The organism is Aeromicrobium flavum (assembly GCF_007992115.1).
Lineage (GTDB): Bacteria > Actinomycetota > Actinomycetes > Propionibacteriales > Nocardioidaceae > Aeromicrobium > Aeromicrobium flavum.
The window spans coordinates 1-21,841 of the sequence record NZ_BJZQ01000018.1 but is presented as its reverse complement, the minus strand read 5'-3'; the positions used below and the strand labels follow the sequence as shown (position 1 = coordinate 21,841).

Annotated in this window: 21 protein-coding genes and 1 riboswitch; of the genes, 13 read left to right on the top strand and 8 right to left on the bottom strand. The window is 72.4% G+C overall.

The window, feature by feature from the left end:
• The first annotated feature begins 33 nt into the window (after nt 1–33).
• Both AFL01nite_RS13630 and AFL01nite_RS13625 read left to right on the top strand, forming a co-directional pair.
• Nucleotides 34–1,668, top strand: a complete 1,635-nt coding sequence (locus AFL01nite_RS13630) for an ABC transporter family substrate-binding protein (protein WP_146828281.1) — start codon at nt 34–36, stop codon at nt 1,666–1,668.
• Complete coding sequence (locus AFL01nite_RS13625; protein WP_146828279.1) at nt 1,668–2,447, top strand: siderophore-interacting protein; 780 nt, start codon at nt 1,668–1,670, stop codon at nt 2,445–2,447. The genes AFL01nite_RS13630 and AFL01nite_RS13625 overlap by 1 nt, the downstream gene beginning before the upstream one ends.
• A gap of 24 nt (nt 2,448–2,471) precedes the next feature.
• Here the strand turns inward: AFL01nite_RS13625 and AFL01nite_RS13620 are convergent, their stop codons facing one another.
• Entirely contained in the window at nt 2,472–2,891 is a 420-nt protein-coding gene (locus AFL01nite_RS13620; protein WP_146828277.1) for a hypothetical protein, read from the bottom strand.
• A 63-nt stretch (nt 2,892–2,954) separates the two neighbouring features.
• Nucleotides 2,955–4,262 (bottom strand): MATE family efflux transporter, encoded by a 1,308-nt coding sequence (locus AFL01nite_RS13615; RefSeq protein ID WP_246119724.1) that lies wholly within the window; start codon nt 4,260–4,262, stop codon nt 2,955–2,957.
• Between the two features lie 468 nt (nt 4,263–4,730).
• Between AFL01nite_RS13615 and dnaB the strand changes: the two genes are divergently transcribed.
• From dnaB to AFL01nite_RS13590, 5 genes are all read left to right on the top strand, one after another.
• On the top strand, nt 4,731–6,068 hold the full coding sequence (dnaB, locus tag AFL01nite_RS13610; RefSeq protein ID WP_146828350.1) for a replicative DNA helicase: 1,338 nt from the start codon (nt 4,731–4,733) through the stop codon (nt 6,066–6,068).
• A gap of 96 nt (nt 6,069–6,164) precedes the next feature.
• Nucleotides 6,165–7,448 carry a hypothetical protein gene (locus AFL01nite_RS13605; RefSeq protein ID WP_146828275.1) on the top strand — a complete coding sequence of 428 codons (1,284 nt, stop codon included), beginning with the start codon at nt 6,165–6,167 and terminating at the stop codon, nt 7,446–7,448.
• A gap of 101 nt (nt 7,449–7,549) precedes the next feature.
• The gene (locus AFL01nite_RS13600; RefSeq protein ID WP_146828273.1) at nt 7,550–7,768 is read left to right on the top strand and encodes a hypothetical protein; all 219 of its coding nucleotides are present in this window, start codon (nt 7,550–7,552) and stop codon (nt 7,766–7,768) included.
• A 98-nt stretch (nt 7,769–7,866) separates the two neighbouring features.
• Nucleotides 7,867–8,511 carry a hypothetical protein gene (locus AFL01nite_RS13595; RefSeq protein WP_146828271.1) on the top strand — a complete coding sequence of 215 codons (645 nt, stop codon included), beginning with the start codon at nt 7,867–7,869 and terminating at the stop codon, nt 8,509–8,511.
• A gap of 105 nt (nt 8,512–8,616) precedes the next feature.
• Nucleotides 8,617–9,684, top strand: a complete 1,068-nt coding sequence (locus AFL01nite_RS13590; RefSeq protein WP_146828269.1) for a hypothetical protein — start codon at nt 8,617–8,619, stop codon at nt 9,682–9,684.
• Nucleotides 9,685–9,693: 9 nt separating this feature from the next.
• On the opposite strand, the gene AFL01nite_RS13585 is transcribed toward AFL01nite_RS13590, so the two are convergent.
• Together AFL01nite_RS13585 and AFL01nite_RS13580 are read right to left on the bottom strand one after the other, a co-directional pair.
• Complete coding sequence (locus AFL01nite_RS13585; RefSeq protein ID WP_146828268.1) at nt 9,694–10,758, bottom strand: SGNH hydrolase domain-containing protein; 1,065 nt, start codon at nt 10,756–10,758, stop codon at nt 9,694–9,696.
• 60 nt (nt 10,759–10,818) lie between these two features.
• Nucleotides 10,819–12,483, bottom strand: coding sequence for an FAD-binding dehydrogenase (locus tag AFL01nite_RS13580; RefSeq protein WP_146828266.1), 1,665 nt, complete (start codon nt 12,481–12,483; stop codon nt 10,819–10,821).
• Between the two features lie 89 nt (nt 12,484–12,572).
• On the opposite strand from AFL01nite_RS13580, the gene AFL01nite_RS13575 reads away from it, so the two are divergent.
• Complete coding sequence (locus AFL01nite_RS13575; RefSeq protein WP_146828264.1) at nt 12,573–13,757, top strand: RsbRD N-terminal domain-containing protein; 1,185 nt, start codon at nt 12,573–12,575, stop codon at nt 13,755–13,757.
• 12 nt (nt 13,758–13,769) lie between these two features.
• The gene (locus tag AFL01nite_RS13570) at nt 13,770–14,381 is read left to right on the top strand and encodes a GyrI-like domain-containing protein (RefSeq protein ID WP_146828262.1); all 612 of its coding nucleotides are present in this window, start codon (nt 13,770–13,772) and stop codon (nt 14,379–14,381) included.
• Here AFL01nite_RS13570 and thiD read toward each other — a convergent pair.
• The 3 genes from thiD to thiM form a co-directional block, all read right to left on the bottom strand.
• On the bottom strand, nt 14,311–15,813 hold the full coding sequence (thiD, locus tag AFL01nite_RS13565) for a bifunctional hydroxymethylpyrimidine kinase/phosphomethylpyrimidine kinase (RefSeq protein WP_146828260.1): 1,503 nt from the start codon (nt 15,811–15,813) through the stop codon (nt 14,311–14,313). The genes AFL01nite_RS13570 and thiD overlap by 71 nt on opposite strands.
• Entirely contained in the window at nt 15,810–16,454 is a 645-nt protein-coding gene (gene thiE / locus AFL01nite_RS13560) for a thiamine phosphate synthase (protein WP_146828258.1), read from the bottom strand. Before thiE ends, thiD begins: the two co-directional genes overlap by 4 nt.
• Nucleotides 16,451–17,254, bottom strand: coding sequence for a hydroxyethylthiazole kinase (thiM, locus tag AFL01nite_RS13555; RefSeq protein WP_146828256.1), 804 nt, complete (start codon nt 17,252–17,254; stop codon nt 16,451–16,453). Before thiM ends, thiE begins: the two co-directional genes overlap by 4 nt.
• Nucleotides 17,245–17,343, bottom strand: a riboswitch (TPP riboswitch). Its footprint overlaps the gene before it by 10 nt.
• A 67-nt stretch (nt 17,344–17,410) precedes the next feature.
• On the opposite strand from thiM, the gene AFL01nite_RS13550 reads away from it, so the two are divergent.
• Together AFL01nite_RS13550 and AFL01nite_RS13545 are read left to right on the top strand one after the other, a co-directional pair.
• Complete coding sequence (locus AFL01nite_RS13550; RefSeq protein ID WP_246119723.1) at nt 17,411–18,190, top strand: inositol monophosphatase family protein; 780 nt, start codon at nt 17,411–17,413, stop codon at nt 18,188–18,190.
• Complete coding sequence (locus tag AFL01nite_RS13545; protein ID WP_146828254.1) at nt 18,187–18,873, top strand: NAD-dependent deacylase; 687 nt, start codon at nt 18,187–18,189, stop codon at nt 18,871–18,873. Before AFL01nite_RS13550 ends, AFL01nite_RS13545 begins: the two co-directional genes overlap by 4 nt.
• A gap of 1 nt (nt 18,874) precedes the next feature.
• On the opposite strand, the gene AFL01nite_RS13540 is transcribed toward AFL01nite_RS13545, so the two are convergent.
• Nucleotides 18,875–19,717 (bottom strand): MOSC domain-containing protein, encoded by an 843-nt coding sequence (locus AFL01nite_RS13540; protein ID WP_222593542.1) that lies wholly within the window; start codon nt 19,715–19,717, stop codon nt 18,875–18,877.
• A gap of 67 nt (nt 19,718–19,784) precedes the next feature.
• Here AFL01nite_RS13540 and AFL01nite_RS13535 point away from each other — a divergent pair, with 67 nt between their 5' ends.
• A complete protein-coding gene (locus tag AFL01nite_RS13535) occupies nt 19,785–20,966 on the top strand; it encodes a sensor histidine kinase (protein ID WP_146828252.1) in 1,182 nt (393 codons plus the stop codon).
• Nucleotides 20,963–21,619 (top strand): helix-turn-helix domain-containing protein, encoded by a 657-nt coding sequence (locus AFL01nite_RS13530; RefSeq protein WP_146828250.1) that lies wholly within the window; start codon nt 20,963–20,965, stop codon nt 21,617–21,619. Before AFL01nite_RS13535 ends, AFL01nite_RS13530 begins: the two co-directional genes overlap by 4 nt.
• The last annotated feature ends 222 nt before the right edge of the window (nt 21,620–21,841 follow it).

Here is a 21,841-nt window from a genome sequence, read left to right as displayed (position 1 = left end):
CGCGGGGCCCGGCGCCTTGCTGTCGGGGCGCTGGTGGGCGTGCTGCTCGCCGGCTGCTTCGGCGGTGATGAGGGTGGCGGCGACGCCGCCCCTCAGAGCAAGAAGCCCGCCGCCACGTCGCTGCCGATGGCCGACGTGCATCCGGCGGAGCCGTCCGACGTCCGCGACGGGGGCACGCTGCGGATCGGCATCGGGTCGTTCCCGGCGACCTTCAACCCGGTCCACACCGCGGGTGTCGCCAGCACCGCGCCCCAGATCCTCGCCCCCACGCTCGGTCGTGCCGTGCGCGTCGAGGAGGACGGCTCGTGGGCCGTCGATCCCGACTACGCCACGGACGTCGAGATCACCTCGCGTGATCCCCTGACCGTCCGGGTCGACCTCAACCGGAAGGCCGTCTGGCAGGGCGGCACGTCGATCACCTCGGCGGACATGGTCTCGTTCGTCGCCGCGATGCAGGACGACGACTACGCCGCGGCCACCCCGCCGGTGATCGACCTCGTCGACGAGGTCCGACCCGACGGCAGGTTCGCCTACGAGGTCGTGTTCGAGGAGCCCACCGCCGACTGGCCCGCGGCGATCTACCCCGCCCTGCCGAAGGCGTACACGAAGTCCGTCACGAGCTTCAACCGCGGACTGACGGCGAAGGCGCCGTCGTCGAACGGCCCCTACCTCGTCTCGGCGATCGAGCGCCGCACCGGCACGATCACCCTCGAGCGCAACCCCCGCTGGTGGGGCAGCGCACCGAAGCTCGACTCGATCGTCTGGCGGATCGGAGACGAGGACGTGCTGGCCGCCGCGCACGTCGCCGGCGAGCTGGAGTCCGCTCCCATCGGTCCGGCCAACCGCGCCACCCTGGCCGACTCCGACCTGCGCGCGTCGCGCGGATCGGAGTGGTCGCACCTGACGATCAACGCCGGCACCGGCCCGCTGGCCGACGCCGACGTGCGCCGCGCCGTCCTGTTGGCCGTCGACACCGGGCGCATCGTGAGCGACACGTCGAAGCGCTACGGCGTCCCGGCTGACGCGATGGACTCGGTGGTCCTGCTCCCCGGACAGCAGGGGCACCGCCGTTCCGCCGCGGTCGCGCGCGACGTCGACCGCGCGCAGCGACTGTTGGCGCGCGCCGGCTGGAAGCGCAAGGGAGGCAAGGGGCCGGTGCTGCGCAAGGGCCGTCCCCTCGCCCTGACATTGCCGGTCCCCGACACCCGCTCCGGCGCCGTGGATCGGGCCGAGTCGATCGCCGAGGACCTCGCCGAGGTGGGCATCCGGGTGAAGGTCACGAAGGTTCCCGGTGCCTCGTTCTTCGACCGGTTCGTCATCCCCCTGAAGTTCGACCTGACCACGTTCGCCTGGTCGGTCGAGCCGTTCGACCTCGGCGACGTCAAGCGCCTGTTCACCCCGATCGACAGCCCGCTGAACTTCACCGGCAAGTCGTCCAAGGCGATCGGCAGGTCGTTCGACCGGGCGATCGCCCAGCTGGCCGACGACAAGCGCGCCGCGGCGATCCGCGAGATCGACAAGGTCGCGCGGGCCCAGGCGACGATCATGCCGCTGGCGGTGGTGCCCGAGGTGCTCGCCGTCGACCCCGACGTCCGCAACTACGGCCCCACGGCGCTGCAGGACATCGACTGGACGGTCGCCGGCTTCGCAGCCGGAAAGGACGACTGATGGCGCGTACCCGCCGTGAGGCGGTGAACTGGCCCACGATCCTGCGCGAGCTGCGGGTCGTGCGGGTCGCCGACGTCACCGCGACGACGCGCCGGGTCACGCTCGCCGGCGAGCAGCTCGAGGAGTTCCCGGTCGCCGGGGGCACCGCGGCACCGTTCCGCTCCGAGGGCTTCGACGACCACGTCAAGCTGCTGGTGCCGCTCGAGGGCACCGACCGGCCGCCGTTGCCGGTCCAGGGTCCGGACCGGCTCGAGTGGGGCGGTGCCGGTGGCCGCCCCGTGGCCAAGGACTACACGCCGCGCCGCTTCGCCGACGGCGAGCTCGACCTCGACTTCGTGCTGCACGAGGGCGGCTTCGCCGCGGGCTGGGCACGCCGCACGCAGCCGGGCGATCCGGCGTGGATCGTCGGGCCGACGCGCTCGCTGCTGCTGCCCGCCGGGGTCGACCGGCTCGTGCTGACCGGCGACGAGACCGCGCTGCCCGCGATCGCCCGGCTGCTCGACGCGTGGCCCGGCACGATGACCGCCGACGTGGTCGTCGAGGTCGCCTCCCCGGCCGGCGTCCAGGACCTCACGGCGCACGACGGCGTCACGGTGCAGTGGGTGCACGGCGCCGACGCCTGGGTCGAGGCCGTCCGCGACCTCCCGTGGCCCGACGTGCCCACCTTCTGCTGGGTCGCCGGCGAGTCCGGAGCCGTCCGCCAGGTGCGCCGCCACCTAGCCGACGACCGCGTCGTCCCCCGTGACTGCCTCGACGCCACCGGCTACTGGCGTCGGTGAGGGGAGACCGCTCGGGCTCGGCGATCAGCCGCGCGGGTGGAGGCGGGCGGCGACGGGGTGCCCCTGCCACCACAGGATCTGGTCGAGCTCGGAGCCGTCGCGCGGGGCCCAGGTGCGCACCAGCACGCGGTCGGTGCCCAGCTCGTGGTCGAGGTGCGCGATGCCGTTGACGAGGCTGACGTCGGTCCGCTCGACGTCGCCGCACGGCACGTGGCGGCGGTGACCCGGCAGCCGCCACCAGCCGGCCGGGCGGGTGGTGCCGCGCACGATGTGGCTCAGCAGGCCGTCGTGCGTCACGACGTGCGCCTGGGGCCCGAGGTCGTCGAGCACGGCGGCGACCTGGTCGGTCGTGAGCACGTAGAGCCGGCCGACCTGGCCGAGGTGGGGGAGCGGGCCCGGCTCGACGCGCAGGCGGGAGACGGCGGAGGCGACGGAGATGCTCATGGACCCAACGGAAGCCCTCCGACCTGTCGGCCCGCTGAAGACCGGGTGAACATCAGCCGTGCGTCAGCGGACACCCAGGACGAGCCAGCGGTCGCCGCGCTGGCGCACCCACAGCGTCACCCACCGCGAGAGCTGGAACAGCGCGTACGCACCCCACAGCCAGGTGAAGCCGGCGTCGGTCACCTTGATCAGCAGCGCGACCGGGGCGTAGACGAGGAGCGTGACCAGGCCCGCCCACGCCAGGTACACGCCGTCGCCGGCGCCGATGAGGACGCCGTCCAGCACGAAGACCACCCCGGACACGGGTTGGATCAGTGCGACGAGCAGCAGCGCGGGCACGGCGGCCGCCCGCACGTCCGCGTCCGGGCTGAACGCGCGGGCGACCCACGGGGCGGTGACGGCCAGCAGCACTCCCGAGGCCACGCCGAAGCCGAGGCCCCAGGCGATGACCCGGCGGGTGATGTGGCGCGTGCCCGCGGCGTCGCCGGCTCCGAGGGAACGCCCGGTGAGGGTCTGCGCGGCGATGGCGAACGCGTCCAGCGCGAAGGCCAGGAACATGACGATCGTGGTGGCAATCTGGTGCGCGGCCAGCGAGGCGTCGCCGAACCCCGCGGCGACGAGCGTGGCGAGCAGCAGGACGGTGCGCAGGCTCAGGGTGCGCAGCAGGAGGGGGACGCCGTCGCGGCCCGCACGTGCGACGTCGTCCCACCGCAGCCTGGCCGACGCGCTGCTCTCGCGGCTGCGGCGCAGCACCTGCGCGACGAGGGCCAGGGCGGCGGCCCACTGGGCCAGGACGAGTCCGAGCGCCGCGCCACGGAGGTCGAGCCCGGCGCCGTAGACCAGCCCGACGGTCAGCACCACGTTCAGGACATTGGCCACGACCATCACCACCAACGGCGTACGCAGGTCGAGAACGCCGCGCAGGGCACCGGTGGCGGCCAGCACGAGGAGCACGGCCGGGATGCTGGCGGCCGCGATCTGCAGGTACTCCGTGGTCAGGTCGGCCACCCGCGGCGAGCTCGACAGGGCGGCGGCCAGGGGTCGCGCACCGAGCGCGGTGAGTCCGCCGAGCACGACCCCGATCAGCAGGGCCAGCCAGACGCCCCCGAGGGCCGCCTCCAGGGCCCGGCGCGGGTCGCCGGCACCCTGGTGTCGGGCGACCGTCGCGGTGCTGCCGTACGCCAGGAAGACGCACAGGCCGACGATGGTCGACAGGATGGTGGAGGCTGCTCCCAGCGCGGCCAGTTCGGCCCGGCCGAGGTGCCCGACGATCGCGGTGTCGGCCATGAGCATCAGCGGCTCGCAGATCAGAGCGGCGAACGCCGGGACCGTGACGGCGAGGATTCGCCGGTCGAGAGATGAGCCCTGCACCCGGGCGACGATACCTCTGTGACGAATGTGGTTGATTTATCGACAAGTCGGCGCCGAGCGTGCTAGTGCCCGTGGAAAACCCGGCGGACGAAAATCACACGCGCCTAAGATCGCTCCACACCTTGTGACTCACGTTTCCGCAGGTCAGAGCCCTGTGTGATCCACGCCACACTGGTGTTTCCACAGACTGGTCCACCGACTGTGCACATCCTTGCCCGGCGTTTTCCACAGGATCGGCCACCTTGTTCACATCCCCTGTGCACGGCTGTATCGACCCTAGCTCCGGCGCCCCGTATGGTCACCGAGGTGGGTCACTCGAACCGAGGGGAAGTCGGTTCTGTCAGACCCCACTCGTAGGTTTGAAAACAGCTGCCGATCACGTCAAGGAGTGCCGTGAGCGTTACCGATCTGTATGAGTCCGAGCGACCGTCGGACACTGCTGGATCGGGGTACGTTCCGCCCCAGGACATGGCCGCCGAGCAGAGTGTCCTCGGCGCGATGCTGCTGACGAAGAACGCCATCGACCCCGCCGCCGACCTGCTCGAGCCGCGCGACTTCTACCGCCCGGCCCACGAGTTGATCTTCGACGTGATCTGCGACCTGTCGGGTCGCGGCGAGCCCGCCGACGCCATCACCGTCGCCGCCGAGCTCACCCGCCGCGGCGAGATCGCCCGCATCGGCGGCGCCGCCTACCTGCACGACCTCGTGCAGGGCGTGCCGATCGCCGCCAACGTCGACTACTACGCCGAGATCGTCCACGAGAAGGCCGTGCTCCGGCGCCTCGTCGAGGTCGGCCAGCAGGTCGCCCAGCTGGGCCAGTCCGGCACCGGCGAGATCCAGGACATCGTCGACCGCGCCCAGAAGGCCGTCCTCGACGTCGACGGCACCAAGTCGGGCGAGGACTACAACGTCCTGTCCGACCTGATGTCCTTCACCATCGACGAGCTCGAGGAGCTCGAGACGCGCTCGGGCGAGGTGCACGGCGTCCTGTCGGGCTTTCCCGACCTCGACCGCCTCACCACCGGCTTCAAGCCCGGTCAGATGATCGTCGTCGCCGCGCGACCCGGTGTCGGCAAGTCGACGCTCGGCCTCGACTTCGTCCGCAACGCCTCGATCCGCCAGGGCCTCACGTCGGCGATCTTCAGCCTGGAGATGACGGGCTCGGAGATCGCGATGCGTCTGCTCTCGGCCGAGGCCAAGGTGGCCATCCACCACATGCGCGCCGGCTCGATGTCCGGTCGCGACTGGGACGCCATCGGCCGCGCGATGGCCACGGTGCAGGCCGCGCCGATCATCATCGACGACAGCCCGAACATGACGATGCCCGAGATCCGGTCCAAGGCGCGCCGGATCAAGAAGCAGCACGGCCTCGACTTCATCGTCCTCGACTACCTGCAGCTGATGACCTCGGGCAAGAAGGTCGAGAACCGCCAGGTCGAGGTCTCGGAGTTCTCCCGTCAGATCAAGCTGTTGGCCAAGGAGCTCGGCGTTCCGGTCGTCGCGATCAGCCAGTTGAACCGAGGTTCGGAGCAGCGCACCGACAAGACGCCGCAGATCTCCGACCTGCGAGAGTCCGGCTCGATCGAGCAGGACGCCGACATCGTCATGCTGCTCAACCGCCCCGACGCCCACGGCGCCGGCGAGTCCGAGCGGCCCGGCGAGGCCGACATCATCGTCGCCAAGAACCGTTCCGGCCCGGTCAACAAGGTCGCCGTGTCCTTCCAGGGTCACTACTCGCGCTTCACGCCCATGGCGCGCGAGCCCGAGAGCGCCGCCGGCGGCGCCTCGGGTGCCGACTTCGCCTGAGCGTCCCGACGCCTCGTCGTGGTCGAGCCGTCGACCCCTCTGCAGTCCGTATCAACGGCACGTGTCCGCAGCTCCTCGTAGGAGAAGGAGGCGGGCGTGATGATCAATGCCATCAGGCGGGTCGCAGCATCGATCCTGGTCGTGGCGACAGTGGGCGCAGCGATGCTTCCGGCCGCGTCCGCACGGACTGTCCTCACTCAGCACGCGTACGCCATGCAGATTCTCGCCGAGGAGCCCCGTCTCGAGGGCTCGTTCTATGCCTGCATGTACCGCCTCTACCACCAAGGGCTGCGTCCTGAGCAGGTGCAGGCGCACTGCGAGAGCCGGCTGGTGGCCGCGTCGGTGTCGTCGGGAAGGGACCTGCCCGAGGGGTTCAGCCCGGACGTCGGTGACTCGCGGACGCTGAGTTGTCCCGGACGATGGGCCGGGCCGGCCTCCGCGCCCAGCGGCGCCAAAAACTTCACGCACCCGAAGCTTCCCGACCACGACCTCGGCGGCTACACCTGGGGCGGGAAGGGGGAGGTGAAGAGGGTCGACCCGGATACCGGGGAACAGCAGTGGTACCGCCTCAAAGGGTTGACCGAGACCGAGGCGAGATTGCGGAAGGCGGAGGCTGCCGACAGGTACGTGGAGAGCCTCAAGGCGTGGGGGGCCGCCTGGGACGAGTACACCGCAGCAGCGCGACGCCTCGACGAGGCGAAGGCCACGGGCGATGCTGCGCAGGTCGCTGCCGCGGAGGCCGCGTTCAAGGCCGCCGCCGCCAAGAGGGACGCGGCTGCGGAGGAGCGCGACAAGGCCCTCAAGGCAGCAGAGTCCGACCCGAACAAGGCGCCTCCATCGGTGTCGCAGCCCGCGTCCCAGGACACGAGTGCCTGCGCCGAAGCTCTGGCCTTCTTGACCGAGTGCGACCGCGTGGAATGGAGCACCCACGCCTGCCAAGAACTCCTGGCCAAGGCCAACAACTGCGCGGACCCCGCCTTGATCTACCCAGATCCCTTGGGAGGTGGGGTGGCGTGCGGCGAACCCGCGCCCCCAGCAGAGGACATCGCAGCGGCTGTCGAGCTCTGGTGCAGCATGCGCATCGACCATGGGCCGGACACGGACCCGTGCTCCGGTGAAGTCGCAGGTCTGACCCTCCGAAGCTGGATCTGGCCGACGGGCGCAGGGGCCGTGTGCAACTCGCCGTACGCCTACGTCACCGAGGACTCCTGTGCCGTGACGATCACACTTGCAGGCTTTGGCACCAAGAACGTGCAATCAGTCCTTGCCGTTGGCTTGAGCAAGCTTGGAGGACCCGTCTGGGTCATGCCGAGCCCCTCGCCCATCTGCCCTACGTGTCGAGACGGGCTACCTGCTGGGCCCCACGGTCCATTGCCGTGACACGGTGAACAATCTGGCAGCCTTCAACCGGCCGCCGGAGTGGTGATCAGCCGGTCGACACGCGCACGGTTCGCATCGCCGGAATCGGGTACGTCCCGGGCATGACTGACACGAACATCGATCTCGAAGCCGTCCAGACCGTCGTCGACCGCGTCACCTCCTGGCAGGACGGGGCCACCGAGGGCACGGTCGAGGAGGAGCTGCGGAAGGGCTTCTCCGAGGTGGGCATCGACGTCTCGGAGGAGCACGTGACCGCCCTCGGCGAAGCCATCCAGAGCAAGCACGGAGCCGTCGACGCCGCCGAGGTGCTTGGCCGCTGAGCCGCTGATCCCGAACGTTGTGCCGGTTTGGCCCATATACGGGCCGAACCGGTACAACGTCGCGTCCTTCGGCTCTCGTCCTTGCCTACCCTGAGCGCATGGCCGCGCTCAGACGCCTCGTCCTCGCGGTCGGCGCTGCGCTGACCCTGTCCGCCTGTTCCTCGCCCGGCGCCTTCGACGACGACGTGGTGGATCAGCGGAAGACCGCCACGCGGGCCGTCGAGAAGCTCCGGCCACCGCTCGCCTCCGCCGGCAGCGCCGTGGCCGTCGCCGGCAGGGACGTGTGCCGCCACGGCGAGCAGAGCTTCACGATCCACGAGCCGACCTTCGCGTGTGCCGTGGGTCGGACGTGGGTGGTGTTGGGTGCGCGCACCGACGCGGGCGTCCTGAAGCAGATCGAGACGATGAAGCGATGGGTCGACTATCCGGCGTGCGACCTGCTGTACGCCGCGCCCGGACTCGAGGCGGCACGCCAGGCGTGGGTCGGCCGGAGCGTCCAGGACCCGACGAAGCTCCCCGCGGGCATGTACGAGTGTGGCGACGTCCGTGTCAGCGTGCACTTCATGAGCCTTCGGGACATGTTCGGTGAGCCGTCCAGCGACGTCCATTCGATGTCGACCGATGGTGAGGAGGTCGTGTCGCGCATGGAGTTGCCGCCCGATCTCGTCGCAGAACTGCGCGAGCGGGGCGACCCCTTCGTCTGGTGGGTCGGCGTGATCACCGACTACGCCTACATCGAGTGAGCGCCACACGAGTCTCGTGACAGCACTGACGCCTCACGAGTCACTGATTTCCTTGGAATGACAGTGTTTCGACGTGGCGTGGCGGCGGCGTTCCTAGCATGGAGCATGAGAATCTTCGTGGCTGTCGGCGCCGCCCTGGCCCTGGTGCTCACCGCGGCTCCCGCCCGGGCGCAGTCCGCCTCGTGGGCCGACCGCCCGCACGACGTGGCCGGGCTTCCCTACCTCGATCTGACGTCCGTGAGCGTCAAGAACACCAAGAAGGCCATCACGGTGACGTATCGGAGCCGGAGTCTCGGCAACCGCAACGGCACCGAGGTCGTGCTCCTCGACACGGATCCGCGCAAGCCCGGACCCGAGCTGCAGGTGGGCTTCGGCCGCTACAGCGAGGGATGGCACGCGCCCATGAGGCGGTGGAAGGTCGACCGTTCGAAGGCGGCGAGGAAGAAGTGGAACCCCAGCCCGTACGGGAAGGCGCGCCCGTGCGACGGCACCGTGCGGATCAACTCGCGGTGGAAGAGGAACTTCACGCCGGTCACGATCACCGTGCGCGAGAAGAAGGGCTGCATCACCAGCAAGCGCGTCCGCGTCCAGGTCAGCACGGCGACCGATGGCTTCAGCAACCACCAGCGCTCCGACACCTTCGGCGCGGTCGTGCGCGATCAGCTCCCCCACGGCAAGCGCGCGTTCACGCCGTGGGTGAAGCAGCGGTCGACGAAGGCGAAGGCACGCCGGACCGTCGACGGGGCTGACAGCCTGCGGTGGTGGTCCGACATCCGTTCGGTCGCCGTCGACCTCACGAACGAGCGACTCTCCGTCGCCGTGAACCACCTGGCGCGGCCCGTCCAGCGGCACGGGATCTTCCTGGTGTACCTGGACACCAACGGCGACCCGACCCCTGACTACGTGATCGAGCTGGGCACGAACCACCCGATCGTTCGGCAGGCCTCCGGGTGGACGACCGGCGGCCGACAGATCGCCTGCAGCATCGACGGCGAGCTGGCCGGGGCCGGGCTGACGCGGACGCGGTTCTCGATGCCTTCCGCGCCGTGCCTCGGAAACCCGGAGTCGGTACGCGTGGCCGTCGTGGCGACCGACCGGACCAGCCCGGTGTACGCCCCCGTCGACTGGTGGGGCGGCACGCGGACGTGGACCCCGGCGGTGGCCCGCGGGTGACCGATCGGTTCAGCTGAGCGTGATGAAGCCCGAGTCCGTGGCCGGCTCCGCGTGGTCGACGCTGGCCCAGGACGCCTCCACCACCAGAGGTGTGCGCGAGGACCGGGCCGAGGGGACTGTCAGGGTCCGCGCGGCGGCGACAGTCAACACGCTGTGGTGGCTGGTCCGCGGCCCGGTCCATCGCGGTGGCTTCCCGAACACGAGTCCCGTGGCGCGCAGCTCGTTCTCGAAGAACCTCGCGAGCGACCGCGTATAGGTGCCGGCGAGGTGCTCGTCGTCGCGGTACATGATCTGGCCCTGCGCGGTCACGACGCGGCACACCCCGTCCGGGCAGTACTCGTCGAGCATGGAGATCCGGGCGGCGGACTGCGGTCCGTACCTCTGGCGTGCCAGGCCCACGGCCGGCGCGGTCCAGTCGTACTCCATCACCTCGTCCGCGGGGGCGGAGCAGTTCTCCCACCGGTCCGGGGCGGAGTTCGAGCGCAGGCACCGGGTGGGCGGGTCGTCCCAGTGGGCGGCGTTCGAGACGGCGATCACGGGGATCCGCCGATCCAGGGCGACGCGCCACGCCTTCACCGTGTCCGGCCCGCGTTGGGCCTCGGTGCCCGCCATCCGCCAGGCGCGGTGGTGGGTGATGATCGCGCGGACGTCCTTCTGTTCCTTGATGTAGCGCGAGAGCCTGGTGCGCCATTCCTGGCAGTCGCCCGGGACCCAGGAGAGCTTGTGCTTGAGCACGCGCGACGTCCAGCCGCAGCGGGACCGCGTGATCAGGGTGACGCGGATCTTCCCGTCCTCGGCCAGGCGGCGTAGGGCGGGCGACAGGGCGCGCATGTGCGAGTCGCCGACGGCCAGCAGTCGAGGGCCTCGGTGCCCGTAGTGGCACCGGAGCAGCTGGGTCTCGCCGGGCTCGTCACCCTGGAAACAGGCCGGGGTGCCCGGAGGAATGTCGGCCTCGGCCGCGGCGATGCTCGACAGGCGAGGGGCCTCCTCGTCCGCCCGCGCCGGCGACAGGACGGCGAGCAGGAGCACCGCCGCCGCGAGGACGGCGGTGACGACGCCGGCAACAGGGGACACGGGTCACCTCGCTCGATCGACGGTCCCTGGTCTCAGAGGGTGTACCCGTTCCGAGCCGGATCAGTCCCGGGCGAGCGCCATTCCGGCGGCGCGGCCCGAGAAGATGCAGCCGCCGAGGAACGTGCCCTCGAGGGCGTTGTGGCCGTGGACGCCGCCGCCGCCGAAGCCGGCGACCTCGCCCGCGGCGTACAGCCCCGGCACCGGCTCGCCGTCAGCCCCGAGGACCTGCGAGTCGAGGTTGGTCTGCAGGCCGCCGAGCGTCTTGCGCGACAGGATGTTGAGGCGCACCGCGATCAGCGGACCGTGCGCGGGGTCGAGGATCCGGTGCGGCTTCGCGACGCGCACCAGCTTGTCCATGCGCGAGCGGCGCGCGTTGTGGATCGTCATCACCTGCACGTCCTTGGTGAACGGGTTCGCGAACTCACGGTCGCGCGCGACGATCTGCCGCTCGAGGTCCGCAGGGTCCAGCTTCGGCCCGCGGGCGATCTCGTTCATCTGCTCGACCAGCTCGGGCAGCGTCTCGGCCACCACGAAGTCGACGCCGTGCTGCTTGAAGCTCTCGACCGGGCCGGGCGCGCCCTTCGCGAGCCGGCTCTTGAGGAGGAACTTGATGTCGCGGCCGGTGATGTCGGGGTTCTGTTCCGAACCCGAGAGCGCGAACTCCTTCTCGATGATCGACTGCGTCAGCACGAACCACGAGTAGTCGTGCCCGGTCGCGAGGATCTGCTTCATCGCACCGAGGGAGTCGGCGCCGGGGACGCCCGACATCCCGGTCAACCGACGGCCGTTCGCGTCGAACCACAGCGACGACGGACCGGGCAGGATGCGGATGCCGTGGTCGGGCCAGACGGGGTCCCAGTTGATGATCCCCTCGGTGTACGCCCACAGCCGGTCGCGGTTCACGATGCGGCCGCCGGCGCTCTCGGTGATCGCCAGCATGCGGCCGTCGACGTGCGCGGGGACCCCCGAGATGAGGTGGTCGGGCGCCTCGCCGAGCCGCTGGGTGGGCCAGTTCTCGCGCATCAGCGCGTGGTTGTGGCCGATGCCGCCCGAGGTCACCACGACGGCGGCGGCGTGGTGCTCGAACTCGCGCACCACGGTGCGCGACGACTTCACGCCGCGCGCGGACTCGTCGGGCTCCAGCACCGACCCGCGGACGCCGACGACGGCCCCGTTCGCGGTGAGGAGCTCGTCCACCTGGTGGCGGAACGCGAACTCGACCAGCCCACCGGTCTCGGCCTTGAGCACCGGGTCGGCGAACGTCTCGACCAGGCGCGGCCCGGTGCCCCACGTGAGGTGGAACCGCGGCACCGAGTTGCCGTGCCCGGTGGCCGAGCCGTCGCCGCGCTCGGCCCAGCCCACCATCGGCAGCACGCGGTGACCGAGCTCGCGCAGGTACGCGCGCTTGTCGCCGGCGGCCCACGCGACGTACGCCTCGGCCCAGCGCCGGCCCCAGGCGTCCTCGTCCTCGAGGCGGTCGAACGCCGCCGAGCCGAACCAGTCCTGCAGCGCCAGCTCGGGGGAGTCCTTGATGCCGGTGCGTCGCTGCTCGGGGCTGTCGACGAAGAACAGCCCGCCGAGCGACCAGAACGCCTGACCGCCGAGGTTCTTGCGGTTCTCCTGCTCGACGACCAGCACGCGCTTGCCGACCTTGCTCAGCTCGTGAGTGGCGACCAGTCCGGCCAGGCCGGCGCCGACGACGATCACGTCAGGGGTGAAGGACATGAGGACACCGTCGCCCACCCCGGGCCGCGGCACCACTACCTTTGTCGTCAGGTGACAAGAACCGTTGTCACCGGCGACGAGAGGCGACGATGACCGAGCTGACCGGGCACCGGCGCGCGATCGCCGGCCGGCTGACGGCGGGCGAGGCCGATCTCGTCGACACGTTCCTCGCCACGATCACCCGCGAGATCCCGGCCTATTCGTCGCTCGACGAGCGACAGCTGCAGGAGGTCCGCTCCATCATCGTGTGGACGCTGCACCGGGTCCTCGAGCTGTGGGCCGAGGAGGGCACGCTCACCGACGACGACGTCCGCCTGTTCCGCGGGGTCGGGGCGGTCCGCGCCCGCGACGGGCGACCGCTGTCGGCGGTGCTGCGTGCCTACCGCGTCGCCGCCACCGCGTTCCTCGACCAGGTCTCCGACCAGTTCCGTGACGACGTGTCCGTCGAGGACGTCACCTCGCTCGTGCGGGTCTGGTTCGCGGTCCTCGACGAGCTCTCCGACGCCATCTACGACGGATACGAGTCGACGGGCCGCAGCCTCGGCTCGGACCGCGAGACCTCGCTGCGCCACCTGCTGGCCGACCTCCTGCTCGGCCGGCAGAGCCACGCCGGCACCCTGGCCGCCCGGCTGCGCGAGCTCCACGCCCGGCTGCCGGCGACCTTCGACCTGGTCGTCGTGCGACCCGGCGCCGACCTCGACGCCACCCGCGCCGCGGCGGCCGTCGCGGCGACCCTGGCGCCCGAGACCGACGACGGCCCGGTCGTCACGGCGATCGACACCGTCATGGACGGGCTCGGGGTGGTCCTGCTGCGCGCCGCCGACCGGCCGGCGCTGGCCGCGTGGGCCGCACGCAGCGGCGTGCGCGTCGCGACCCACGGCTCGGTCACGCCCCGCTCGGCGCCGCGGGCGTACCGGCTCGCCGCCCACGCCGTGCAGGCCGCTCCGGAGTTCGCGTGGGTGCGGCGCTCGGTCCTGACCGACGGCGACCTCGAGGTCGTGGCGCTGGCGACCGGCCACGCCGACGCCGATCCCGCGCGCGCGGCCGGCGAGGTGCTGGGCGCGCTGGCGGACGACGCGGAGGCCCTGCACACCCTCGACGCGGTGCTGGACGCCGGCGGTGCCGCGCAGGCCGCCCAACGACTCCACCTGCACCCCCAGACGGTCCGGTACCGGCTGCGCCGCATCGCCGCCTCGACCGGACGCGACCCGCGTGACCCCTGGGACCGCTACGTTTTCCAGACCGCACGGGTGGCCGGGGGTCCGCCGGCCTGAGCAGGAGGACGCGTGAAGACCGACCTGAGGAAGTCCCTGCCCACCTACGCCGCGAAGCACGGCGAGTTCTCGATCATCACGGTCCCGCCACTGCGCTACCTGATGCTCGACGGCCACGGCGATCCGAACGAGGCCGCGGACTACGAGCGGGCGATCACGACGATCTACCCCTTCGCCTACAACCTGAAGTTCCTGAGCAAGCGGGTGCTCGACCACGACTACGTCGTGCCGCCGCTCGAGGCGCTGTGGTGGGCCGAGGACCTGAGTGCCTTCACCGACTCGCGCGACAAGACGACGTGGGACTGGACGCTGCTCAGCCTCGTGCCCGAATGGATCGGCGACGACCATCTCGCCGAGGCCCGCGCCACCGTAACGCGCAAGGGCGGCGCACCCGGGCTCCACGACCTGCGGGCCGAGACGCTCGACGAGGGCACGTGCGTCCAGACGCTGCACGTCGGCCCCTACGAGATGGAGGGGCCGGTGATCGCGGCGCTGCACGACTTCGCGGCCGCCGAGGGATTCGACCTGACCGGCAAGCACCACGAGATCTACCTCAGCGACCCGCGACGCGTCGCCCCGGAGAAGCTGAGGACGATCCTGCGGCAGCCGGTCGCGCATCGCTGAGAGGCGGCGGTCCGGCCGCCTCGAAGAAGGCCAGCTCGCAGACCATCGACCGGGCGAACGCGCTGCGCATCCGCGCCCGTTCGGCCGGGGTGGCCGCGTCGGCCGCACGGTCGACGAGGTCGCGCGCGGTCCGGGCCGCCGCGGCGAACGTCGGGTCGGCGTAGAGGCGCAGCCACTGCGTGTACGGATGGGCGGGATGGTCGCCGAGCACGAGCCGGGCACCGAGATCGGCGTACAGCCAGTAGCAGGGCAGCAGCGCCGCGACGAGCTCGCCGTGGCCGCCGCCGTGCGCCGTGGCCCGGAGGTGGTCGAGGTAGGCGCGGGTGGCCGGGCCCGGCTCGGCCGGCTCGCCGACCCAGTGGCGGTGGAGCCGCTCCTCCTCCGACAGCGCCGACGCGGCCGCCCGGGTCCAGAAGAGGCGCTCGTCCGCCCCGGTGGCGAGCGAGCCGGCCCGCACCAGCCAGCGTGCGTACTCGCCCAGGTAGAGCGCATCCTGCGCGAGGTACCGGGCGAACCGCTCGGGCTCCAGCGACCCGTCGCCCAGGCGCCGCACGAAGTCGCACGCCTCCACCCGGGCCCGGACGTCGGCCGACTCCTCCCACATCCACGTGCTCCAGCCGGTGGTCCCGGACGGCTGCGCCCGCAGGGCGTGGAAGTGGTCGACGGGCCCGTTCCCCTGCCCGACCCGCAGGGCGGCGCCGTGGTCGATCGCCTCGGTCAGCCACGCCTTCGCCCGGTGCAGCGCCTCGGGCCAGGGGGTGCCGGACGCCGCCAGGGTGGCCATGGCCGAGGACAGCGTGCAGCCGGTGCCGTGGGTCGACGTGGAGCGCACGCGGCGGCCGGGCACGGAGTGGATCGCGTCGGCGGTGACGATCGCGTCGTCGCACGCGGCGCCGGCCAGGTGTCCGCCCTTGAGCAGGACCGTCGCGCCGCTCGCGGTCGCGAGGTCGGTCGCCTGGCCCACGGCGTCGTCCCAGGTCGTGGCGGGCGCGCGCTCGGTGAGGACAGCCAGCTCGGGCAGGTTGGGTGTCACGAGGTCGACGTGGTGGCACAGGCGACGGATCGCCGCCTCGGCCTCCTCGTCGAGCAGGCGGTCACCGCTCGTGGCGACCATGACCGGGTCGAGCACGACCACGGGCGGTCGCACCCGGTCGAGCCACGTGGCGACGGCGTCGATGAGGGGGGTCGAGTGCAGCATCCCGAGCTTGACGGCATCGATCTCGACGTCGTCGGACACCGCCTCGAGCTGCTCGGTGAGGAACGAGACCGGCGGCACGTGCACCGACCGCACGCCGCGAGTGTTCTGCGCGACGAGTGCCGTCACCACCGCCATCGCGTACCCGCCGAGTGCGCCGATCGTCTTCAGGTCGGCCTGGATGCCGGCTCCGCCGGTCGGGTCGGTGCCGGCGACGCTCAGCACCCGCGGCGTCATCGGAGTGCTCCGAGGGCGTCGACGAAGCCGCCGGCGGCCGCGCCGGGGTCGGGCGCGTCGGCGACCGCGGTGACCACCGCGACCCCGGCCGCTCCCACGGCCGCCAGGTCGGGGACGTCCGTGACCCGGACGCCGCCGATCGCGATGCAGGGCAGCTCCGTGGACAGGGCGAACGACCCGAAGCCGCCGACCCCCAGGACGGGCGGGCCGTCGGCCTTGGACGTGGTGGGCCGGACCAGTCCGACGCCGAGGTAGTCGACCGTCCCCTCCGGGAGCGAGGCCAGGGCCCGCAGGTGCGCGTCGCGGTGCGCGGTCCAGCCGATCAGCGCGTCCCGGCCGAGCAGGTGGCGGGCGACGACGGGGTCGAGGTCGTCCTGGCCCAGGTGCACCCCGTCGACCCGAGCGCCGCCGTGGCGGGCGGCCAGCGCCACGTCGAGCCGGTCGTTCACGAGCACCGCCGCCCGGTCGTCGACCACCTGCGACACCGCCACGACGGTCTCGGTGAGCTCGCGGGCGGAGGCCTCCTTCCCGCGCACCTGCACCACGGCGGCCCCGGCCCGCACGGCCGCGTCGACGACGATCAGGAGACGGTCCAGGCGCAGGCGTCCGTCCGTCACGAGGTGGAGGCCTGCCGGGCTCACGAGACGCCCTGCAGGTGCGCTTCCCGGTCACGGAGGTCGGACGGGTCGAGCGCGGCGAGCGCGTCGAGGAAGTCGACGGCGAAGGTGCCCGGACCCGAGCTGGTGCGGGCCGCGTGCTCGGCCGCGACGGCGTGGGCGACGGACGCCGCGACGGCCGCGGAGAGCGGGTCGCACACCGCGAGGAAGGCCGCCATCGTGGCGCCGAGCGAGCAGCCGCCGCCGGTGACGAGCGTCAGCAGCCGGTCGCCCCCGGGCACCCGCACGGTCTCGGTGCCGTCGGTGATGACGTCGACCTCGCCCGACACGGCGACGACGGCACCGGCGGAGCGGGCGATCGAGGTGGCGGCCTCGAGCGCCTCCTCGGCACCGGCGGTGGAGTCGACGCCCCGCCCGCCGCTGCCCAGGCCGGCCAGGGCGATGATCTCGGAGGCGTTGCCGCGGACGATCGCCGGCCGGGACTGCAGCAGCTCGGCGGCCAGGGCGGTGCGGACCGGGAGCGTCCCGATCGCGACGGGGTCCAGCACCCAGCGGTCGGTGGCGACGACGGCCGCGCGGGCGGCGTCGCGCTGTTGCGGGGTGGGGGTGCCGAGGTTGACCAGCAGGCCGCCGGCGATCCCGGCGAAGATCCCGGCCTCCTCGGGCAGGTCGACCATCGCGGGAGCGGCACCGACGGCGAGCAGGACGTTGGCGGTGAACCCGGTGACGACGCTGTTGGTGATGCACTGCACCAGCGGTGTGGCCTCCCGGAGCCGGGCCAGGGCCAGGTCGGCGGGAACGGACGGAACGGACAGAGCTGTCATGGGGACAATCCCTTCGCGAGTACGAACTCGAGCAGGTTCGACGGGTCTGATCTCAGCCCGCTCGGTTGCGGGCACCCCGTGTCGCGGCCCACAGTAGCCATCGCGCGGGCCCCGGCCAACCGTTCTCTCGACGGGTGGACCTTCTACGGTGGAGGGGTGAGCGTGACACCGGAGGACGTGGCCCTGGCGAGCGAGCTGGTCGTCGAGGCGGCGGCGCTCGCCGCGCGGATCCGGGCCGATGGCGGGCTCGAGACCCGCGCCAAGACCTCCGTGTCCGACGTCGTCACCGAGGCAGACCTGGCCGCCGAGGCCCACATCGTCGAGCGGCTCGGCCGCGAGCGTCCCGACGACGGCCTGCTGGGCGAGGAGGGCACCTTCCGCGAGGGCGCCTCCGGCCGTCGCTGGGTGATCGATCCCGTCGACGGCACCTACAACTTCTCGACGGACTCCGACTACTGGTGCTCGGCCGTCGCGCTGGCCGAGGGCGACCGGGTGCTGCTCGGCGCCGTCGCCCACCACGCCACCGGCACCGTGGTGGTCGGCGGGCCCGGCGTCCCCACCACCCGCAACGGCGAGCCCCTCCCGGACATCGAGGACGCGGAACTGGCCGGGCTCGGTGCCGCCACCTACGCGCACCCGGGCTTCATCGGCACCGGCGCCGGGTTCGACGCGTGGGTCCGCGCAGCCGCCCTGCCGGCCACGATCCGCATGCTCGGCTCGGGCTCGATGGACCTCGTGGGCGTCGCGACCGGCCGGCTCGGCTGCTGGTTCCAGCACAGCACCCCCGACTGGGACTGGCTGCCGGGCACGGCGCTGGTCGCCGGCCTCGGCGGCTCCGCTGAACGGGTGGAGGCCCACGGCCTGGTGTGGTCGATCGCGGGCCCGCCGACCGCCGTGCGCGAGCTCGGCGACGCGATCCGCGGGGTGGCGGCATGAAGGTCGTCGTCCTCACCGGTGCCGGCATCTCGGCCGAGAGCGGGCTGGCCACCTTCCGCGACGCGGACGGGCTCTGGGAGGGTCACCGCCCCGAGGACGTCGCCACGCCCGAGGCTTTCGCGTACAACCGCGCCTTGGTCCAACGGTTCTACGACGAGCGCCGCGCCTCGCTGCGCCGCGTGAAGCCGAACGCCGCGCACCACGCACTGGTCGAGCTCGAGCGGCGCCTCGGCGACGACCTGCTGCTGGTCACCCAGAACGTCGACGACCTGCACGAGCGGGCCGGCTCGCGCCGCGTCCTGCACATGCACGGCCAGCTGCAGCGGGTGCGGTGCGAGGTCTGCGCCGCCGGGCACGAATGGCAGGACGACCTGCTGCACGAGCCCGCGTGCCCCGAGTGCGGGCGCCCGGCGCTGCGCCCCGACATCGTCTGGTTCGGCGAGTACCCGCACGGCATGGACGAGATCCACGAGGCGCTCAGCGAGGTCGACGTCTTCGCGGCGATCGGCACGTCCGGCGTGGTGTACCCGGCGGCCGGGTTCGTCGACTACGCCCACGCGTCCGGCGCGACGACGGTCGAGCTCAACCTCGTGCCGACGCCGCGCGGCGACTTCCACACGACCTACGCCGGTCCGGCCACCGAGGTCGTGCCGCGCTGGGTGCGGGACCTGCTGGGCGACTGACTCAGGCGCCGAGGGGCCCGGCGCCGGACGGAGCCGTCTCGAGCACCTCGACCTCGTCGCCGGCGCGGATGATCGCGCCGGGGGTGTCGGGGATGAGGTTGACCCCGAACCAGGCCTTCGTGCCGAAGCGTCGCACGCGGGCAAGGGTCCGGAGCGGCTCCTTGCCGCCCGCGACCTCGCCCGTGTCGAGGTCGGGCTCCAGCGTCGTGATGACGCACCGCGCGCAGCCCTTCACGGCGCGGAAGACCGCCTCGCCCACGCGCAGGAGCCGCCAGTCGTCCTCGGTCCACGGGGCGTCGCCGTCGACGACGATGCTCGGCCGGAAGCGCGCCATCGGCACGGGCGCGCCGCCACCGGCGACGATCTCGTCGTTGAGTGCGGCCAGGGAGGCCTGCGTCGTCACGAGCAGCGGGTACCCGTCGGCGAGGTTGACCCGGTCCTCCGGGCGCGCGAAGCCGGTGACCGGGCGACGCGTCGGGTCGTCGAGGTGGACCAGCCGCACCGGCCGGCCCAGCAGGTCGCTCAGCCACCGGGCGGCCTCGGGGGCCTCGGCCGCCGTGAACTCGGACTTCCACAGCTCGACCGGCACCTGGTGGCGCGGATCGGGACGGACGACCTCGAGAGGCTCGGCACCGGGCGCCGAGAGGCTCAGGCCGATGTCGGTGAGGCGAGGCAGCACGGTCAGCAGCCGCCGCGTCTCACGCGCGGTCAGGAAGCCGCCGGCCTCGTCGACCACCATCCAGCGCCGGTCGCCCGCGAGTCCCCACGGCTCGACGACCGCTGACGTGAGGTCCTCCACGCGGGCGGACTTCAGGGGGTAGCGGTGGACGGACGTCAGGTGCACCGGATCAGGTTACGGGTGGGGCGTCCGGGGCGGGGCGCCCTCGTGAAGGTCTGAGACGATGGCGGGCGTGGACAGTCGATCGGAGGCCCTGAGCCGGGCATCCTCCCGATCGTCGGCGCGCCGGGCCGAGTGGGGGATCGCCCTGGTCGGGCCGACCATGCGCACCGTCGTCCTCGTCCAGATCCTGCTCGCTGCCGCCTCCGGTGCGGGCGTCGCCGACCACGCCGGCGCTTACTGGGCGCTGACGCTGTGCGTCGTGGCGGTGTCGCTGCTGCTGATCGTGCAGTGCCTCGTCCTGGGCACGGTGCGCCGCGGCGCGTGGCACGTGCCCGATCTCGTGCTCGCGTGGGTGGCCGTCCCCGCGATGAACCTGCTGCTGCCCGACCCCTTCGTCGTGGGCACGTGGGAGGCGTGGGCCTCGGGCTTCGCCATCAACGTCACCGCCCTGGCCGCCGCCTGGCTGCCGCCGGTGCTGGCCGTGGGCCACGGCGTGGCGCTCGGCGGTTGGTACCTGGCCTGGACCCTCACCGCGAACACCACCTCGTGGGAGACCAGCCTCAGCAACGCGCTCACGATCCCGGGCTACGCGCTGGTCGTGGCGATCCTCGTCCGGTACCTGCGTGGCCTCGCCCGCGACGCCGACCAGTCGCGCGAGGACGCCGTCGCGGCCACCCGCGCCCTCGAGCTGGAGCGGTACCAGCTCACCGTCCACGACGCCTCGAGCATCCTGCGGCTGCTGTCCGACGAGGACACCCCGGCCGAGGTGCTGCCGGGACTGCGCCGGCAGGCCGACCGCGAGGCCCAACGGCTGCGCACCTACCTCGGCGCCGAGCCGCCACCCGTCGATTCGTCCGTGCCCACGGTGGGCGCCATGCTCACCGCGGCGATGGAGGGCTTCGAGGACCTGCCGCTCGAACCGGCCGTCGCCCTCGGGGCCCACGTCGAGCTGCGCCAGGACGTGTGGACCGCCGTCGGCCGCGCGGTGACGACGGTGCTGCACAACGTCCGCCTGCACGCGCAGGCGCACCAGGTCGTGGTGCACGCCGACACGGACGGCACGACGTGGGAGGTCGTCGTCTCCGACGACGGCGTCGGGTTCGACCAGGCCAGCCAGCCGCTCGGCTTCGGCCTCGACACGCAGGTCGGGCAGGCGCTGCGCGACGTCGGCGTGGCGGTGGACGTCCGGTCGGCGCCGGGTCGCGGCACCTCGGTGACGATCACCGGTCCGGTCACGGAGGGTCGGGCATGAGCGATCGCACCCGCGTCGTCGTGATCGACGACAGCACCGTCATCCGCGGCGGGTTCGCCACGGTGCACCCGCAGCTCGACGTCGTCGCCACGTTCCCCGGCGTCGAGGAGTTCGAGGCCGCCGCCGTGGGCTGCGACGTCGTCGTGCTCGACCTGCTGTTGCGCGGCCCGCAGGGCTCCTCGACCACGACGAAGCAGGGGCGCACCGCCATCCGAGCGCTGCGCGAGCGCGGGCTGAAGGTCTGCCTCTACACCGACGAGCGGCGCCCCATCGTGCTCGCCCTGTGCCTGCGCGCTGGTGCGCAGGGCGTGGTGCACAAGGCCGACCCGCCCCACGTGACGGTGCAGGCCGTCGAGGACGTCCGCGACGACCGGGTCGTCGTCACGCAGTCGCTCGTCGGCCTGACCGAGCTGTTGGACCGCCGCGGCGCCCGTCTCGACCTCACCGCCCGCCAGCGCGAGGTCATCTCAGGGCGCGCCCGCGGCCGGCACTGGGCCGACATCGCGTCGACGCTCTACATCACCGAGGACACGGCGCGCGAGCACTACCGCGTCGCGTGCCGGAAGCTGCGCGACTACCTGGAGCACACCAGTCCCGGCGACATCGAGCGAGCGATCGGGCTCGCCCCCGGGGACGTCCTCGACGAGGACTGACCCCCCGGTTCCGGGGGTTCCACGCCCGCGCGACTCCCGTGAGGATGGAACAGGGACCCGGCCCGTGGAGTCGGCCTGGTCCCGAACTCGGGGGGGAGCCTACTCGGGGGGACGCATCGACCGGGACACGTGCTGCACGCGTCCCGGTCGATGCGTCTCGAGGTCCCCGCGCCTGACCAGCCCCCCCGAGTGGCGCAAGAACGCCCGCCACTCGCCGAGTGG

Coding starts and splice junctions, on each gene's coding strand:
- AFL01nite_RS13625 (WP_146828279.1), top strand. CDS start 1,668: ATGGCGCGTACCCGCCGTGAGGCGGTGAACTGGCCCACGATCCTGCGC.
- AFL01nite_RS13620 (WP_146828277.1), bottom strand. CDS start 2,891: ATGAGCATCTCCGTCGCCTCCGCCGTCTCCCGCCTGCGCGTCGAGCCG.
- dnaB (WP_146828350.1), top strand. CDS start 4,731: ATGGCCGCCGAGCAGAGTGTCCTCGGCGCGATGCTGCTGACGAAGAAC.
- AFL01nite_RS13600 (WP_146828273.1), top strand. CDS start 7,550: ATGACTGACACGAACATCGATCTCGAAGCCGTCCAGACCGTCGTCGAC.
- AFL01nite_RS13595 (WP_146828271.1), top strand. CDS start 7,867: ATGGCCGCGCTCAGACGCCTCGTCCTCGCGGTCGGCGCTGCGCTGACC.
- AFL01nite_RS13590 (WP_146828269.1), top strand. CDS start 8,617: ATGAGAATCTTCGTGGCTGTCGGCGCCGCCCTGGCCCTGGTGCTCACC.
- AFL01nite_RS13580 (WP_146828266.1), bottom strand. CDS start 12,483: ATGTCCTTCACCCCTGACGTGATCGTCGTCGGCGCCGGCCTGGCCGGA.
- AFL01nite_RS13575 (WP_146828264.1), top strand. CDS start 12,573: ATGACCGAGCTGACCGGGCACCGGCGCGCGATCGCCGGCCGGCTGACG.
- thiD (WP_146828260.1), bottom strand. CDS start 15,813: ATGACGCCGCGGGTGCTGAGCGTCGCCGGCACCGACCCGACCGGCGGA.
- thiM (WP_146828256.1), bottom strand. CDS start 17,254: ATGACAGCTCTGTCCGTTCCGTCCGTTCCCGCCGACCTGGCCCTGGCC.
- AFL01nite_RS13545 (WP_146828254.1), top strand. CDS start 18,187: ATGAAGGTCGTCGTCCTCACCGGTGCCGGCATCTCGGCCGAGAGCGGG.
- AFL01nite_RS13530 (WP_146828250.1), top strand. CDS start 20,963: ATGAGCGATCGCACCCGCGTCGTCGTGATCGACGACAGCACCGTCATC.